The following is a 16,696-nucleotide window of genomic DNA, read 5'->3' as shown; positions in this document are numbered from 1 at the left end:
AGCGTCGGCGCCGATGGGAACCTTCGACGAGCTCCACGCCGCCAGCCTGGCCGACCCCGAGGGCTTCTGGGGCGACGCCGCCGCCGCCATCCACTGGGACACCCCTCCCGATCAGGTCCTCGACGCCTCGGACGCCCCGTTCACCCGCTGGTTCGTCGGCGGTCGCCTGAACACCTGCTTCAACGCCCTCGACCGTTGGGTCGACGGAGGCGACGGCGTCGACCGGTTGCGCGGCGACCAGATCGCCCTCACCTACGACAGCCCCGTCACCGCGACGATCCGCCACGTCACCTACGCCGAGCTGCGCGACGAGGTGGCCCGCGCCGCCGGGGCGCTGGCCGCCCTCGGTGTCGCCGCCGGCGACCGGGTCGTGCTCTACATGCCCATGATCCCCGAGGCGGTGGTGGCCATGCTGGCCTGCGCCCGCCTCGGTGCGGTGCACTCGGTGGTGTTCGGTGGCTTCGCCGCCCACGAGTTGGCGGTGCGCATCGCCGATGCCCGCCCCAAGGTGGTGGTGTCGGCCAGCTGCGGCATCGAGGGCAGCCGGGTGATCGAGTACAAGCCGCTGCTCGACCGGGCGCTCGACCTGGCCGGTTCGGCCGGGCCCGAACGCTGCGTGATCGTGCAGCGACCCGAGGTGGAGGCCTCGCTCCTCGCCGGCCGCGACCTGGCCTGGGCCGACGTGGTGCCCGGCGCCGAACCCCACCCGTGCGTGCCCGTCGCCGCCACCGACCCCCTCTACGTGCTCTACACCTCGGGCACCACCGGCAAGCCCAAGGGGGTGGTCCGCGACAACGGCGGGCACGCGGTGGCGCTGCGCTGGAGCATGAGCCACGTCTACGGCATGGCGCCGGGGGAGACGTTCTGGGCGGCGTCCGACGTGGGCTGGGTCGTGGGCCACAGCTACATCGTGTACGCCCCGCTGTTGTCGGGGTGCACCACCGTGCTCTACGAGGGCAAGCCGGTGGGGACCCCCGACCCGGGGGCCTTCTGGCGGGTGGTGGCCGACCACCGGGTCGACGTGATGTTCACCGCCCCGACCGCGCTGCGCGCCATCAAGAAGGAGGACGCCGCCGGCGCCCACCTGGGCGGGCACGACCTGAGCCGGCTACGAGCCTTGTTCCTCGCCGGCGAGCGCACCGACCCCGACACGCTGGCCTGGGCGGGCGAGCTGCTCGGGGTGCCGGTCATCGACCACTGGTGGCAGACCGAGACGGGGTGGGCGGTGGCGTCGCAGCTGTTGGGGGTCGAGCCGTTGCCGGTGAAGCCGGGGTCGCCCACCAAGGCGGTGCCGGGCTACGCGGTGGAGGTGCTCGACGACGACGGCCGGCCGGTGCCACCGGGCACGGACGGTGCCATCGTGATCCGGTTGCCACTGCCCCCGGGGTGCCTCCCCACCCTCTGGCAGGACGACGACCGCTTCGTGTCGTCGTACCTCGAACGTTTCCCGGGCTACTACCTCACCGGCGACGGGGGCCGCCTCGACGCCGACGGCTACCTCTTCGTGATGGGACGCATCGACGACGTGATCAACGTGGCCGGTCACCGGCTCTCCACCGGGGGCATGGAGGAGACCCTCGCCACCCACCCGATGGTGGCCGAGTGCGCCGTGATCGGTGTGGCCGACCAGTTGAAGGGCCAGCTGCCGTTGGGGCTGGTGGTGCTCAAGTCCGGCGTCGACGTCGACCCCGCCCGGATCGAGGCCGAGCTGGTGGCCCTGGTCCGCGACGAGATCGGGGCGGTGGCCTCGTTCAAGCGGGTGATCGTGGTCTCCCGGTTGCCCAAGACCCGCTCGGGCAAGGTGCTGCGCGCCACCATGCGGGCCCTCGCCGACGGGCGCGAGGTCGACGTGCCCTCCACCATCGACGATCCCACCGTCCTCGACGAGCTGGCGCCCCTGCTGCGGCGCTGAGGAACGGCGCAGCTCAGGAACGGCGCAGCTCAGGAACGGCGCAGCAGGTCGCGCCAGGAGCGGCGGGGGGCCAGCTCGCCGGCCCGGGCGGCGCGCACCCGGTCGGCCCGCAGGGCCTCCACCTCGTGGTCGTCGAGGGGGCCGAGGGCGTCGGGGCCGACGACCCACCCGAGCAACAGGTCGGCCAGGCGGGGGTTGCGGGCCAGCACCGGTCCGTGCAGGTAGGTGCCGACCACCCGGCCCACGACCACCCCTTCGCTGCCGTCGCCGTTGCCCTCGCCCACCTCGACGGCGCCGAGCCGTTGCGCCCCGCCGCCGACCACGGTGCGCCCGGCGTGGTTCTCGAAGCCGGTGAGCACCCCGAGGTCGTGGTGGACGCCGTCGGGCCCGGTGACGCCGGCGGTGGGGGTGAGCAGCTCGCCCACGGCCCGCGGGCGGTCGACGCGCACGGTCTCGCAGTCGAGCAGGCCCAGGCCGGTGCGGTCGGCGCCGGTGGCGTCGGGGAAGCGGTGGCCGAGGATCTGCATGCCGGCGCACACGGCCAGCACGGCCGCACCGCGATCGACGGCGCGGTGCAGCGCCCGGCTCTCGATCAGCTCCCGGGCGGCCTGGGTCTGGGGGCCGTCCTCGCCGCCGCCGACCAGGTAGACGTCGCAGGAGTCCGGGGCGATGTCGCCGCCGGCGACGGTGACGACCTCGGTGGGGATGCCCCGCCAGTGCAGGCGCTGGGTGAGCACCGTGGCGTTGCCGCCGTCGCCGTAGGTGCCCAGCAGATCGGGGAACAGCACGCCGACGCGGACCGCCGAGGGGGAGGAGGAGCCGGCCACGTTCACCGCGGACCTCCGACCTGCTCGAGGAACTCTTGGAAGGCGGTGTAGTTGGCGGCCACGTCGAGGACACCCTCGAGGGGCGCCGCGGTGTGGGCCCGCACGGCGGCGACGGCGCCGTCGAGGTCGGTGGCCACGCGGTGATCGACGTCGGCGTAGCGCAGGCGCACGGCCAGGTCGTGGCGGCGTTCGCCGGTGGCCACCACGAAGCGGCCGGCCAGGCGCTCGAAGGGCACGTCCCACAGCCACGAGGGGTCGTGGCCGTCCGCGATGCGGGCGTTGATGGCCACCACCACCGGGGCGGGGGCGGGCGCCAACAGGTCGAGGGCCTCGTGCCACCCGGCGGGGTTCTTGGCCAGGACCAGGCGCACCGACGTGCCGCCCACGTCGGCCACGCGGTACCGCCCGGCGATCTCGGTGACGGCCGCCAACCCCGACGCCGCCCGGTGGGCATCGGCGCCCATGGCGGTAGCCGCGGCCAGGGCGAAGGCGGCGTTGACACGGTTGACCCGGCCGGGAAGCGCCAGCGGCACGGGCACGGTGCCGGCGGGGAGGGTCACCATGGCGGTCGCCCGACCCGATCCGCCGGCGGGTTCCTGGCCCTCGTCGCGGTCGGGCCCGTCGGCCAGCGCCACGGTGACCTCGGGCTCGGGGCGGGCCAGCGCGCAGTCGGTGCAGTGCCAGGACCCCGGCTCGAAGGCGATGCGGCCCGAGCAGGCCGGGCAGCCGGCGGCGTCGGCCGTCCAGTCCTGGCCCGTGCCCACCCACACCACGGCGGGGGCGGCCATGGCGGCCCAGGTCACGAGCGGGTCGTCGGCGTTGGCCACGACCCGCCGGGGCGGGGTGGCGGTGAGGGCCCGCCGCCAGCGCTCGGCCAGCTTGCGCACCTCCTGGGTGCGGTCGAGTTGGTCGCGGCTCAGGTTCAACAGCACCACGGTCGCCGCGCCGGTGTCGGCCAGGACCTGTTCGAGCCAGCGCTCGTCGACCTCCAGCACGGCCGTGGCCCGAGGGTCGGCCGGACCGAGGGCGGCGACGATGCCCGGGGTCATGTTGGCGCCCAGCGCGTTGGACACGACCGGTCGGTCGACGCCGAGCGCAGCGCTGAGCAGCCGGGTGGTGGTGGTCTTGCCGTTGGTGGCGCTGACCAGGGCGACCGGGCGGCGGGCGGTGAGGTTGGCCAGCAGCGCCGGGTCCACCGCCAGTGCGGCCCGCCCCCCGATGACCGATCCGGAACCGAAGTGCACCGCCCGCGACGCGCCGGCGACGGCTCGGCTCACCGCCACGGCGAGGCGGGTGCGCCAGGGACGCGGGGAGAGGAGGTCGTGGTCGGCGGGGGAGGAGTCGGGGGGCGTCACGGCGGGGCCGATCGTACCGACGTCGCCGCCCGGTCCGAGCCGCCGCCGGTACGGTGGTCGGGTCATGTCGCCCGGATCGCCCCCCGAGTCCGCTCCACCGCGTCGGACCCCGGTGCTGGCCCTGCTCGGGGCGTTGGCGCTGCTGGTGGTGATCTGGGTGGGGGTCGCCGTCGTGGGCGGCGACGACGAGGCCGAACCGTCGGCGGGCGAGACCGGGGCCGCCGACGTCGCCGCGGACGTCGTCGCAGAGGGCGGGGCCGGCGCGTCGGAGGGCGAGGAGGGCGATGGTGCGGTCACCGTGCTCGGCGCCGACGGCGATCGTCCGGCGTTGGCCCTGATCGGCGACTCGATCTTCTTCGGCGCCGCCGCCGTGTTCGACGAGCGGTTGGGTGACGGGTGGGAGCTGCGCCTGCACGCCGTGCCGGGCAACACCACGCGGGAGCAGGTGGCCGGTGCCCTCGAGGTGGCGGCCGCCGAACCCCCCGTCGAGCAGGTGGTGATCAACCTGGGGACCAACGACGTGACCTCCCTGCGCCCCCTCGACGAATCGACGGCCGCCCTCACCGAGATCGTGGCCGCCTATCCCGACGCGCGCTGCCTGCACCTGGTCACCGTCACCGACCGCCGGCGCGACGAGGGTCGCATCGAGCGCTGGCCCGAGGCCGAGGCGCTCAACGCCGCCTGGCGGGGGATCGCCGCCTCCGACCCGAGGATCCGGGTCGTGGACTGGGCCGACATCCTGCGCCGGGCCGACGGCTCCGAGCCGGTCCTGCTCGAGGACCAGGTGCACCCGAGCCCGGCCGGCGACGAGGTGCTGGTCGAGGCCATCGCCGAATCACTCGCGGGGTGCGGTTGACCCCGGGCGGATCTCGAGGTGCTGCACCAGGGTGAGCTCGACGAAGGGCACCGGCCGGCCCAGCAGGTAGCCCTGGGCCCGGTCGCAGCCGGCGGCCGTCAAGGCGGCGAGCTGCTCGCTGGTCTCGGTCCCCTCGGCCACCACGCTCAGACCCAGGCTGTGGGCCAGGGACACCACGCTGCGCACCACCTCGCCGTCGTTCTCGCCGACCGTGACGCTGTCGATGAACGCACGGTCCACCTTGAGGTCCTCGATCTGGAGGTCCCGCAGCAGCGACAGCGACAGCAGGCCGGTGCCGAAGTCGTCGATGGCCAGGTGGACGCCCAGGGCGCGCAGGCGGCCCAGGCTGGCGGTGAGGCGGGTGAGATCGCCGATCAGGGCCCGCTCGGTGATCTCGATGCCGAGCGCCGTCGCCGGCAGCTCGGCCTCGGTGAGCGCCTCCGTCACGCCGTCGACGAACTCCGGACGCCCGGCGAAGCCGGGGCTGATGTTCACCCAGACCGGGAGCTCGACCCCCCTTCGGTGCCACGTCGCCGCGGTGCGGGTGGCCTCGGCCAGGACCTGGCGGTCGAGCTCGCCGTCGAGGCCGGCGTCGGCGGCCACCTCGAGGAACTGACCGGGGAACAGCAGACCCCGCGTCGGGTGGCGCCAGCGCACCAGGGCCTCGATGCCCACCGGGCGTCGGTCCTCGATGCGGTACACGACCTGGTAGTGGAGCTCGAGCTGGTCGTCGTCGAGCGCCCGGCGCAGCTCGGACTCGAGAGCCAGACGGGCCACCGCCTCGTCGTGCATGGCCGACGTGAAGGTCTCGATGCGGTTGCGCCCGGCCGCCTTGGCCCGGTACATGGCCACGTCGGCGTCGCGCAGCATGGTGTCGGCCGTGACCCCGGGGGTGGCGTGCACCACGCCCACACTGGCCGACACGGCCAGAGTCCGCCCCGCCACCTCGACCGGCCGGGCCACGGCGTCGAGGATGCGCCCGGAGATCTCGGCGGCGGCCGTCTCGGGATCCTCGTCGTCGTCGGTGCGCAGGCACAGCACCGCGAACTCGTCGCCCCCGAGGCGGGCGGCGGTGTCGCCGGCCCGCACCGAGGCCTCCAGCCGGGTGGCCACCTCCCGCAGCACGCGGTCGCCGACGTCGTGGCCGAGGCTGTCGTTGATCACCTTGAAGCGGTCGAGGTCCACGTAGAGCACGCTGGGGAAGCGGCGGTGGCGTTCGGCCTGGCGCAGGGCGGTGGCCAGCCGATCGAGGAACAGCACCCGGTTGGCCAACCCGGTGAGATCGTCGTGGAGGGCCTGGTGGGTGATCTCCACCTCGTAGGCCCGACGGGCCAGCGCCCGGCCGATGACCTCGGCCAGGCCGTTCACCAGCTCCAGGGTCTCGTCGTCCCAGGTCCGGTCCCCGCTCGTGGTGCCGAGGCCGGCCAGGCCCACCACCGGGGGTTCGGTGGCGACCGGGTGCACCACCAGCGAGCGCCAGCCGTGCTTCTCGGCCTCGGCGATCAGGGCGTCGAGGCCCTTGCGCCCGCGGAGGGCGGCCTGGGAGGCCGTGGCCGGATCAGGGAGCAGCTCGGCATCGGCGTGGGCCGCGGGGTCGTCCCAGCGAAAGACGAGCGGGCGCTCGGTGGTGGTGTCGACGGCGGCGACGAAGACGTGCTCGGCGCCGGCACGACCGCCCACCCGGGCCAGGGCTCGCTCGACCGTGGTGTCGAGGTCGTCGGCCGGCACGGCGACCAGCTCCTCGGCCACCTCGGTGATGAGGTCCTGGAAGGCCATGTGCTGGGCCAGCCGCTCGGCGGCGCGGTGGCGCTCGTCGACGTCCTCCACCACGGTGACGACGGCGTCGAGGCGTCCGCGTCGGTCACGTACGGCGGAGAGCCCCACCCGGCACCACACCGCGCTCCCGTCGGGCCGCAGGTAGCGCTTGTCGAGCGTCTCGAGCTCGGACTCGCCCCGACGGAGCCGATCATGGGCCTGGATCGATGCCGGGATGTCGTCGGGATGGGTGAGGTCGGCCCACCGCAGGGTCACCATCTCGTCGCGAGGGCGACCGAGGATGGCGCACAACCGGTCGTTGACCTCCAGCCACCGCCCGTCGGGTCGGTTCATGGACATCCCGGTGAGAGGGAGGGTGAGGTAGCCGGCCAGGTGCCGTTCGGCCTGCCGGGAGGCGTCGAAGAGCAGCTTGAGCCGCAGGAGGGCCAAGGCGGTGAAGACGAAGCCGTACGCCGCCACCAACCGGGGGTCGATGTCGTCGTCGCGGGCGACGACGAGGGCCACCAGCGGGGCGGCGGCCGCCACCGCGTACAGGGCGTACGCCCGCAGGTCCAAGGGGTCGATGCGGCGGGGCTCGAGGCGCGGCAGCCGGCGGGCGGTCGGCAGGAGGGTGGCCAGGGCCAGGACGGCGGTGCTGGCGCCGATGGCGGCGTGGGCGGTGGCGTCGAGGCTGGTTCCGCCGGCGGCGAAGTCGAGGGCGTAGACGACCGGGGTGGTGCTGCCGAGGAACAGCAGGGCGCCGACCAGCCGGACGCGTGGATCGCCCACGACGAAGCCGAACGATGCCAGGGTCGTGAGGGCCAGCCACACGATGGGCAGACCCCACGGCTCCCACCCCCCGGTACCGCTGGACGCGGTCTCGAGCACGACGCCGGCCACGAGCGTGGCGGCCAGGGCCATGACGCCGGCATCGAGGCCCTGGGCCAGGCGCTCGACGACCTTCGTGCCCGACGACGACAGACTGAGGGCGCCTGCGAACAGGGCGACGACAGCTGCCACGTAGAGGCCGAAGGTGACCGGGAGGGCGAGGAGGTCCTGGTGGGCGACGTCGGCGGCGGTGAGGGTGGTCAGATCGGCGGTCCCGGTGAGCGCCAGCGCCACGGGCACCAGCCACCAGCCCGGTCGGTCCCGGCACCGGAGCCACACCCCGGCGGCGGCCACGGCGGCGACGACGAGGGTGGTGAGGCCGGCGACGAGGTGAACCCCCGAGTGCTCGGTCACGAAGGGGACGACGACCGCAGGGACGGTCACCACCACGACCAGGGCTGCGAGGCCCCGCCGCACGCCCCACTGCTCGGTGCCGGTCACCCCTCCACTCTGCTCCTTCGGAGCGCGGAGGGTAAGGGCCACTGGTCATCGCGTGCCGCGGGGGACCGACGGACGCGTCGGCGCGGACGAGCCGCAACAGACGCCCGGTGGCGACGGGCCGCGGTCCGATCCGGCACCCGAGCACGCTGCACTAGACACTGGGCATGGACGTGGGAACCAAGGACTTCGAGGGGCGCCGCGGGGCTGCCCTGGTCACGGGCGGCACCGGCGGCATCGGCGCCGCCATCTGCCGCATGCTGGTGGAGCGGGGCAGCGCCGTGGCGTTCACCTACCGCTCGAACGACGACGTCGCCCGCCAGCTGGTCGACGAGCTGACCGGGCTCGGCGGCGAGGTCGCCGCCCACCGGGTCGACCTGGTGGACGAGGCCGCCGTCGGCGGCCTGCTCGGCGACGTCGTCGAGCGCTTCGGCGGTCTGCACACGCTGGTCCACGCAGCCGGGCCCCACGTGCCCCAGATCCACCTCTCGAAGGTGCCCCCCGCGCAGTACCGGGCCCAGCTCGAGGCCGAGGCGGGCGCCTTCTTCACCCTCGCCCACGCCGCCCTCCCGGCGCTGCGCGAGGCCGCCGGCAGCATCGTGGCCGTCACCACCGCCGCCACCCGCCGCTACCCGGTGCGAGACGGGCTGTCGTCGGGCACCAAGGGGGCCATCGAGGCCGTCGTGCGGGCCCTGGCCGCCGAGGAGGGCCGGTTCGGGATCCGGGCCAACTGCGTGGGGCCGGGCATGCTCACCGACGGCATGGCCGCCCGCCTCATCGCCTCGGGAGACCTCGACGAGGCCGCCCTCGAGGTCACGACCCGCAACATCCCCCTGCGCCGGTTCGGTGACGCCCTCGACATCGCCGAGGCCGTCTGCTTCCTGGCCTCTGACCGCGCCGACTTCATCAGCGGCCAGATGCTCGACGTCGACGGCGGTTACGGCATCTGATCGGCAGCCTCCCCCGGAGGCGGTCCAGACAGCTGCGGCTCTCTCTTCCCCCTGCCCCCGCCCCCGCCGACCCCTTGCGTTCTTGCATGAACGCGGCGCTCCATACAACGCCGATTCGATGCAAGAACGGTCTGGGCGGCAGCGGATCTCCGCAGGAACGAGCCGGCTGCGGTCGTCCTCCGGCCGGGGGTGCGTCAGGCGGCGTCGGCCGACGCGTCGTCGGAGGTCGGAGCCTCGACCTCGGTGGGGGCGTCGTCGACGGCGAGGCCGCCCATCACCCAGCGCAGTGACGCCGTGAGGGCCCGGGCCGCGGGCCGCACGACGAGCGGGTCGACGCCGGGGGCCGTCGGGAGCCAGAGGGCCCGGCGGGCCCAGAGGGGCAGCAGCCCCACCGCCGCCGGCGCCACCACCGTGTAGGCGGCCCGGGCCGGCCACGGCAGCGGGGGGACCATCAGCCACCAGGTGGCTTCGCGAGCGGCGGCGGTGGCTCCCAGCTCCGGGCCGACGGCGTGGAAGTAGGCCTCGAGCTCGGCCACCGAGCGAGCGGCCGGCTCGGCGTCGAAGAGCTCGCACAGCACCGCCATCTCGTCGACGTAGCGGTCGGCGTCGGCGTCCGACAGCGGTTCGGCCCCGTAGCGGCGGTAGGCGGCCAGGAAGCTGTCGACCTCGGCATGGTGGACCCAGGTGAGCAGGTGGGGGTCGTTGGCCGCATAGGGCCGGCCGTCCGGCGCGGTGCCTCGCACCCGGGCGTGGACCCGCTTCACCATCGCCACGGCCGCCTCGGCCTCGGCCGTGGTGCCGTAGGTGGTGGTGCCCACGTACACGCTGGTGCGCCACAGCCGCCCGATGGGGTCGTGGCGGTAGTCGGAGTGCTCGGCCACCCCGGCCATGGCCAGCGGATGAAGGGTCTGCAGCAGCAGGGCCCGCAGCCCACCGATGAACATGGAGGCGTCGGCGTGGATGCGCCAGGTGACGCTGTCGGGGCCGAAGATCCCGGGATCGTCGCCGACCACGCGCCGGTCGCGAGGAGGCGGGGCGTCGCCCACCAACATGCGGCGCATCGATCCGGCGAGACGGCGGCGGGCCTCGGCCACACCGGCATCGACGGCGGCGACGGGGTCGGGCCAATCCGGCCAGCCCAGCGCCGGAGGTCGGAGGTCGAGGTGTCGGGGGAGCGACACCCCCGGAAACGGCCGGATGGAGCCCACGACCGCGAGGATAGGCAGCGCCGGGCCGATCTCCGGGGTCCGGCGCCAGGGCGACGGTGGGCCTGGTGCCGGGGCGGCGGTCTGCCTGGTGCCGGGGCGGCGGTCTGCCTGGTGCCGGGGCGACGGTGGGCCTGGTGCCGGGGCGGCGGTCTGCCTGGTGCCGGGGCGGCGGTCTGCCTGGTGCCGGGGCGGCGGTCTGCCTGGTGCCGGGGCGGCGGTCTGATTGACGTCGGGGTGGGGGTGTGGTTGCGTGGGCCCACAACGCAACCCGAAGCCGTGGGGGAAGCCGGTGTGAATCCGGCGCTGTCCCGCAACCGTGGGTGCGTCAGCGGTGCAGACCGTGACGCACGAGCCGGAATGCCCGCGACCGAGGGAAGCTCCGCCATCAACCCGTCGTCGGACTGCGGGTCGCGGGGCCGGGATCCGGACACAGGTGCCCAGCACCGCCGGGAACGGGGCCTTCGACCCGGGTCGCCAGGATCCGCCTCGTGTCACACGTCCCCGCCGTCGCCGCTGTGCCCGTCTCCGTCGCGCCCCGCCGCAGCCGCGTCCGCCGGGTGCCGACCGGCCTGCTGCTGGCGCTGACCCTGGCGTTCGGCGGGTCGGCCGCGACCGTGGCCGCCGGGCTGGACGCCACCCCCGCGGCCGCGGCCACCCGCTGCAGTGGGTCGGTGCCCGGCGGGCACGTCCGCGTGGTGGTCGTCGTCGACAGCGGTGTCAGCGCCGCCAACGCCATCTGTCTGGTCGTCGCCGAGGGCACCACCGGCGCCCAGCTCTGGGCCGATCGGGCTGCGGTGCTGGGCACGGCCCGCCCCCGCTACGCGGACAGCGGCCTGCTGTGCGCCTTCGACGGGTACCCCGCCAGTGGGTGCGGCACCCCCTCGGGCGACGGCTACCTCTACTGGTCGTACTGGTCGGGCACCTCGGGGTCGTGGGTCTACGGCGGGGGGAACCCCCACGTGCGCCGTGTGCGCGACGGCGACATCGAGGGGTGGCGCTTCGTGAGCGGGCCCGACGGGGGGCACAACCCGCCGCCGCGCATCGCCCCGTCCCGGGCACTCTTCCCGCCGCTGCCGGCCCCCCCACCGGCGCCCGCGCCCGCCCCGGCTCCGGCACCCGCCCCGGCTCCGGCACCCGCCCCCACGCCGTCCCCGGGGCCGTCGAACAGCCCGAGGCCGGCCCCGCCGGCGCCCTCCGCGGCCGACGACACCTCCGGTCCGACGCGTGGCCCGCGGGTCACGACCATCGATCCGGAGACCGGTGCCACCATCGACCGCGACACCGGTGAGGTGGTGGATCCGATCGACGACGACACTGCGTCCGACGACACCGGGGCCGACGAGGCCGCCGGGTCCGACGAGACCACGACGACGACCCCGCGCGACGACGACGGCGCCCCGCCCGACACCGAGCTGGCCGCCGGCACCTCGTCGGCCGGCTCCGGCGGCCTCGGGGCCGGGATCGGCGTGCTGATCGCGGTCGTGCTCATCGCTGTCATCGGTGGGGCGGGCGTCGTGAGGGCCCGGTCGCGCCGGTGATGGTCCGCGCCCGCACCGACCGGCGCTTCGTGCACCCCGGTGCCTGGTGGCTGTGGGCCGCCTGCGGTGCGGTCACCGCGCTGCGCACCACCAACCCGCTGCTGCTCGGCCTGTTGCTGGCGGTCGTGGCCTTCGTGGTCGTGAGCCGCCGCAGCGACGCTCCGTGGGCGCGCACCTTCTCGGCCGCCCTGCGCCTCGGTGTGCTGGTCATCGTCATCCGGCTGGCCTTCCAGATCCTGTTCGGGAACCGCCTCCCCGGCACGACGTTGTTCGCCGTCCCGTCCGTCGACCTGCCCGCCTGGGCTGGCGGGGTGAGCCTCGGGGGAGAGGTCACCCTCGAAGCCCTGGTCGGCGCCTTCTACCAGGGCTTTCGGCTGGCCGTGGTCATCGCCTGCTTCGCCGCCGCCTCCTCGCTGTGCAGCCCCTATCGCCTGCTGCGCAGCCTGCCCTCGGTGCTCTACGAGGCCGGCGTGGCCGTCTCGGTCGCCCTCACCACCGCCCCCCAGGCGGTCGTCTCCGCCCGACAGGTCCGCGACGCCCGGCGCCTGCGTGGTCGCGGCGGCCGGGGCCTGACCGTGCTGCGCGACGTGGCCCTGCCGGTGCTCGAGGGGGCGCTCGAGCGCTCCATCGCCCTGGCCGCCTCCATGGACGCCCGAGGCTACGGACGCCGGGGCGATGCCTCGGTCGGTGCTCGCCGGGTGGCCGCCACGCTCACCCTGGCGGGCCTGCTCCTGGCCGCCGTCGGGTCCTACGGGGTGCTCGACCCGTCGACGCCGTTCGTGCTCGGCGTGCCCGCCCTCGCCGTCGGCATGGCCTCGTTGGCCGCCGCCCTCGTGGCGGGCAGCCGTCGTTCGGCCCGCACGCGGTATCGCCCCGATCCGTGGGCGGGCCCCGAGTGGGCCACCGCGGCCTCCGGGCTGATCATGGTGCTCGGCGTCGTGGCGGCCGGTCGGGCCGGCGCCGACCTCGAACCGAGCGTGCAGCCCCTCGAGTGGCCCACGCTGCCGGTGCTCGCCGCGCTCGGCCTGCTCGCCGGCCTGCTGCCCGCCTGGCTCACCCCGCTGCCCCCCTCGCTGGCCACCGTGGACGACCTGCCCCCCGCCGAGCGCACCCCCGCCACGACCCCCTGCCGCCCGGACCCGGCCGACCCCGCCGCCGCCGACCAGGGCGCGGCTGGCTCCGGCGGGCCCGAACGCGGCACGTTCGGGCCGGCCGTCGCGGACCCCTCCCCGGCCGGCGCGACCCCGGCCACCGGAGATCGGAGCTCGGCGACCCAGCTCCCCGACCCGGGCCCGCTGGCCGAGGCGGCACCGTGATCTGCTTCGACCGTGTCTCGTTCACCTATCCCGAGGCCGCGTCCCCCACGCTGCGCGACGTGTCCTTCGAGGTGCCCGAGGGCGAGCTGTGCCTGGTCATCGGTCCCACCGGGTCGGGCAAGTCCACGCTCCTGCGAGCCGTCAACGGCCTGGTCCCGCGCTTCTCCGGCGGGCTGCTCACCGGCACCGTCACCGTCGCCGGGCGCACCACCGAGGCCTTCCCCCCGCGTGAGTTGGCCGACGTCGTCGGCCTGGTCGGCCAGGACCCGGCCGCCGGGTTCGTCACCGACATCGTCGAGGACGAGCTGGCCCACGCCATGGAGAACCTGGGAGTGGCGCCCGACGTCATGCGCCGCCGGGTCGAGGACGTGCTCGACCTCCTCGGCTTGCACGAGCTGCGGGCCCGTCCCCTCGCCACCCTCTCGGGAGGACAGCAACAGCGCGTCGCCATCGGGTCGGTGATGACCGCCGGGCCCCGCGTGCTGGTGCTCGACGAACCCACCTCCGCCCTCGACCCCGCCGCCGCCGAGGAGGTGCTGGCCGCCCTCACCCGCCTGGTCCACGACCTCGGGGTCACCGTCCTCGTCGCCGAGCACCGCCTCGAACGGGTCGTCCAGTACGCCGACCGGGTGGTCGTGCTCGGCGGGCCCGGCCAGGGTGGCGCCGTGCGCAGCGGGCCCCCGGCCGCCGAGTTGGCCCTGTCGCCGGTGGTCCCCCCGGTGGTGGCCCTCGGGCGGGCGGCGGGTTGGTCGCCGCTGCCGTTGTCGGTGCGCGACGCTCGCCGCCGGGCCGGCGACCTGCGCACCCGGCTGGCCGGGGTGACGCCTCCCGTCCGCGCCCCCGAGACCGGCGCGGCGTTGGTGCGCGCCCGCGGGCTCTTCGCCGGCTATGGGCCTCTGACGGCGCTGCGCGACGTGGGGATCGAGGTGCGCGCCGGAGAGGTCGTGGCCCTGATGGGTCGCAACGGGGCCGGCAAGTCCACGCTGCTGTCGCAGTTCGTCGGCCTCGCCACCCCCCACGGGGGCGACGTCGACCTGCAGGGCTCGGCCCCCCACGGCCTCTCGGCCAAGGAGGTGGTGCGGCGGGCGGGTCTGGTGCCCCAGGACGCCGGCGTGCTGCTCTACCACGACACCGTCGCCGCCGAGTGCCGGGCCACCGACCGCGACGGCGGCCTGGCTCCCGGCACCACCCGGTCCCTGCTCGACCGCCTGGTGCCGGACCTGGCCGACGACGCCCACCCCCGCGACCTCTCCGAGGGGCAGCGGCTCGGCCTGGCCCTGGCCGTGGTCATGGCTCCCGAACCACCGCTGGTGCTGCTCGACGAGCCCACCCGGGGCCTCGACTACGCGGCCAAGGGCCGCCTGGTGGCCATCATCCGCCAGCTGGCCGACGACGGCCACGGCGTGGTGATCGCCACCCACGACGTCGAGGTGGTGGCCGAGGTCGCCGACCGGGCCATCGTCCTCGCCGACGGCGAGGTGGTGGCCGACGGCCCGGCACGCGAGGTCGTCGTGCACTCGCCGGTCTTCGCCCCGCAGGTCGCCAAGGTCATGGCCCCCGAGCCGTGGCTCACCGTCGGCGAGGTCACCGTCGCCCTCGCCGCCGGGGCGGGAGCACCCGCATGAGCGCACCGACCGCGACCGCGACCACGATCCCGACCACGACCGCGCCGACCGGCCATCCCGGCCGGGTGCAGGCCGTGCGCCTCGGCTGGCGGTCCTGGACGCTGTTGGTGGCGGCTTCGCTGCTGGGCCTGGTGGCCTTCACCTGGCCGCTGCTCACCGCCCCGTCGGGGACGGCCGGCACCGCCCACAGCGCCGACGCGCCCTGGCTCTTCGTGGCCCTCCTGCCGCTGCTGTTGGCCATCGTGCTGGCCGAGCTGTCCGAGGGCTCCCTCGACGCCAAGGCCATCGCCCTGCTCGGGGTGCTGGCCGCCTGCGGCGCCGCCCTCCGGCTCCCGAGCGGCGGGGTCGCCGGGTTCGAGCCGGTGTTCTTCCTCCTGGTGCCGGCGGGTCGGGTGCTGGGGCGCGGGTTCGGCTTCGTCCTCGGTGCCCTCACGCTGTTCGTGTCGGCCCTGCTCACGGGTGGGGTGGGCCCCTGGCTGCCGTTCCAGATGTTCGGCGCCGCCTGGATCGGCTTCTTCGCCGGCTGCCTGCCGCCCCTGCGAGGCCGGGCCGAGGTGGCGATGCTGGCCGGCTACGCGGCGGCGGCGTCGCTCGTCTACGGGCTGATCCTCAACCTGTGGTTCTGGCCCTTCGTCACCGGGGGCGACACCGCCATCTCCTTCGTGACCGGCGCCGGGCTGGGCGAGAACCTGTCGCGCTTCTGGGCCTTCCACCTGGCCACCTCGCTGGGGTTCGACCTCCCCCGCGCCGCCTTCACCGCCGGGTTCCTGGTGCTCGCCGGCCGGCCCCTGCTCGCCGCCCTGCGACGGGCCTCCCGACGAGCTGCGTTCGGCGCCGCCGTCACCTTCGCCGCCGCGCCCCACGACCCTGCGAGCCCGGACCCGGACCCGGACCCGGACCCGGACCCGGCCGCCGGTGGCTCCGGCCGGCGCAGCTCGGCGGGCGGCCGGCCCGGCGAGCCGTACGAGCCCTGAGCGCCCGCCGGCGCCGGCACCGTCGGCGGTTGCGCGACGGTGGGGGCATGGATCGCCCCGCACCGTCGCTCTCCGGCACCGTCCACGTCACCCGACCGCTCCCCGAGCCCGGCACGGCCCTGCTCGAGGCGGCCGGGCTCACCGTCACGGCCAACTCCGACGACCGGCCCCTCGACGCCGCGGAGCTGGCCGCCGCGGTGGCCGACGCCGATGCCCTGGTGTGCATGCTCAGCGACCGCATCGACGGCGCCCTGCTCGACGCCGCCCCGCGCCTGCGGGTGGTCGCCAACTACGCGGTGGGCTTCGACAACGTCGACGTGGCGGCCGCCCGGGCCCGGGGTGTGGAGGTCACCAACACCCCGGGGGTGCTCACCGACGCCACCGCCGACCTGGCCTGGGCCCTGCTGCTGGCCACCGCCCGCCGCCTCGGCGAGGGGGAGCGGCTGGTGCGGTCGGGTGCCTGGTCGGGGTGGGCGCCCCGTCAGCTGGTCGGTCAACCGGTGGCCGGGCGCCGGCTCGGCATCGTCGGCATGGGGGCCATCGGCCGGGCCGTGGCCCGCCGGGCCGCCGGGTTCGGGATGGAGATCTGCTACCACAACCGCCGGCGGGTGCCCTCCGACGTCGAGGCGCAGCTCGGCGTCACCTACGTGGGCCTCGACGAGTTGTTCGCCACCGCCGATGTCGTGTCGCTGCACGCCCCGCTCAACGCCGACAGCCACCACCTGGTCGACGCCGACGCCCTGGCCCGCATGAAGTCCACCGCGGTGCTGGTCAACACCGGTCGTGGGCCGCTCGTCGACGAAGCCGCCCTGGTGCAGGCGCTGGACGAGGGGCGCATCGCCGGCGCCGGGCTCGACGTCTACGAGGCCGAGCCGGTGGTGCATCAGGGGCTGCTCGACCGCGGCGACGTGGTGCTGGCCCCGCACCTGGGGTCGGCCACCACCACGGCCCGCGCCGACATGGTGGAGCTGTGCACCCGCAACGTGGTGGAGGTGCTGTCGGGCCGGCCGGCGGTGACACCGGTGCCCCCCGGACCCTGACCGGGTGTCGAGCG

At 75.4% G+C, this 16,696-nt stretch carries 12 protein-coding genes and 1 riboswitch; of the genes, 8 read left to right on the top strand and 4 right to left on the bottom strand.

The genetic code is table 11. The annotated features are described in order from the left end of the window. Window positions 1–13 precede the first annotated feature (13 nt). Window positions 14–1,912: a propionyl-CoA synthetase gene (locus tag LUW87_RS08450; RefSeq protein WP_232670699.1), complete on the top strand. Its 1,899-nt coding sequence runs from the start codon at window positions 14–16 to the stop codon at window positions 1,910–1,912. 29 nt (window positions 1,913–1,941) lie between these two features. On the opposite strand, the gene LUW87_RS08445 is transcribed toward LUW87_RS08450, so the two are convergent. Then, on the bottom strand, window positions 1,942–2,739 hold the full coding sequence (locus LUW87_RS08445; RefSeq protein ID WP_232670698.1) for a type 1 glutamine amidotransferase: 798 nt from the start codon (window positions 2,737–2,739) through the stop codon (window positions 1,942–1,944). A gap of 2 nt (window positions 2,740–2,741) precedes the next feature. Further along, complete coding sequence (locus tag LUW87_RS08440; protein ID WP_232670697.1) at window positions 2,742–4,094, bottom strand: MurT ligase domain-containing protein; 1,353 nt, start codon at window positions 4,092–4,094, stop codon at window positions 2,742–2,744. A gap of 64 nt (window positions 4,095–4,158) precedes the next feature. On the opposite strand from LUW87_RS08440, the gene LUW87_RS08435 reads away from it, so the two are divergent. After that, window positions 4,159–4,950, top strand: a complete 792-nt coding sequence (locus tag LUW87_RS08435; protein ID WP_232670696.1) for an SGNH/GDSL hydrolase family protein — start codon at window positions 4,159–4,161, stop codon at window positions 4,948–4,950. Here LUW87_RS08435 and LUW87_RS08430 read toward each other — a convergent pair. Beyond that, a complete protein-coding gene (locus LUW87_RS08430; RefSeq protein ID WP_232670695.1) occupies window positions 4,930–8,034 on the bottom strand; it encodes a putative bifunctional diguanylate cyclase/phosphodiesterase in 3,105 nt (1,034 codons plus the stop codon). The two genes, LUW87_RS08435 and LUW87_RS08430, sit on opposite strands and share 21 nt — an antisense overlap. A gap of 164 nt (window positions 8,035–8,198) precedes the next feature. Between LUW87_RS08430 and LUW87_RS08425 the strand changes: the two genes are divergently transcribed. After that, window positions 8,199–8,981, top strand: a complete 783-nt coding sequence (locus LUW87_RS08425; protein ID WP_232670694.1) for an SDR family NAD(P)-dependent oxidoreductase — start codon at window positions 8,199–8,201, stop codon at window positions 8,979–8,981. Window positions 8,982–9,175: 194 nt separating this feature from the next. Here the strand turns inward: LUW87_RS08425 and LUW87_RS08420 are convergent, their stop codons facing one another. Beyond that, window positions 9,176–10,189, bottom strand: a complete 1,014-nt coding sequence (locus LUW87_RS08420) for an oxygenase MpaB family protein (protein WP_232670693.1) — start codon at window positions 10,187–10,189, stop codon at window positions 9,176–9,178. A gap of 242 nt (window positions 10,190–10,431) precedes the next feature. Then, a riboswitch (cobalamin riboswitch) is annotated at window positions 10,432–10,554 on the top strand. Between the two features lie 123 nt (window positions 10,555–10,677). On the opposite strand from LUW87_RS08420, the gene LUW87_RS08415 reads away from it, so the two are divergent. Genes LUW87_RS08415 through LUW87_RS08395 form a run of 5 tightly spaced genes read left to right on the top strand, consistent with a single transcriptional unit; the run spans window position 10,678 to window position 16,682 of the window. Continuing rightward, window positions 10,678–11,727, top strand: a complete 1,050-nt coding sequence (locus LUW87_RS08415; RefSeq protein WP_232670692.1) for a hypothetical protein — start codon at window positions 10,678–10,680, stop codon at window positions 11,725–11,727. Next, complete coding sequence (locus tag LUW87_RS08410; RefSeq protein ID WP_232670889.1) at window positions 11,727–13,043, top strand: energy-coupling factor transporter transmembrane component T; 1,317 nt, start codon at window positions 11,727–11,729, stop codon at window positions 13,041–13,043. Before LUW87_RS08415 ends, LUW87_RS08410 begins: the two co-directional genes overlap by 1 nt. Next, on the top strand, window positions 13,040–14,668 hold the full coding sequence (locus tag LUW87_RS08405; RefSeq protein WP_232670691.1) for an ABC transporter ATP-binding protein: 1,629 nt from the start codon (window positions 13,040–13,042) through the stop codon (window positions 14,666–14,668). Before LUW87_RS08410 ends, LUW87_RS08405 begins: the two co-directional genes overlap by 4 nt. Then, the gene (locus LUW87_RS08400; protein ID WP_232670690.1) at window positions 14,665–15,642 is read left to right on the top strand and encodes an ECF transporter S component; all 978 of its coding nucleotides are present in this window, start codon (window positions 14,665–14,667) and stop codon (window positions 15,640–15,642) included. Before LUW87_RS08405 ends, LUW87_RS08400 begins: the two co-directional genes overlap by 4 nt. A gap of 47 nt (window positions 15,643–15,689) precedes the next feature. Then, complete coding sequence (locus tag LUW87_RS08395) at window positions 15,690–16,682, top strand: 2-hydroxyacid dehydrogenase (RefSeq protein WP_232670689.1); 993 nt, start codon at window positions 15,690–15,692, stop codon at window positions 16,680–16,682. Window positions 16,683–16,696: the final 14 nt, after the last annotated feature.

It is taken from the genome of Rhabdothermincola salaria, assembly GCF_021246445.1.
Classification (GTDB): Bacteria; Actinomycetota; Acidimicrobiia; order Acidimicrobiales; family Acidimicrobilacustridaceae; genus Rhabdothermincola_A; species Rhabdothermincola_A salaria.
Note: the sequence above shows the minus strand (reverse complement) of the source record. Positions and strands in the feature narration are given on the sequence as shown.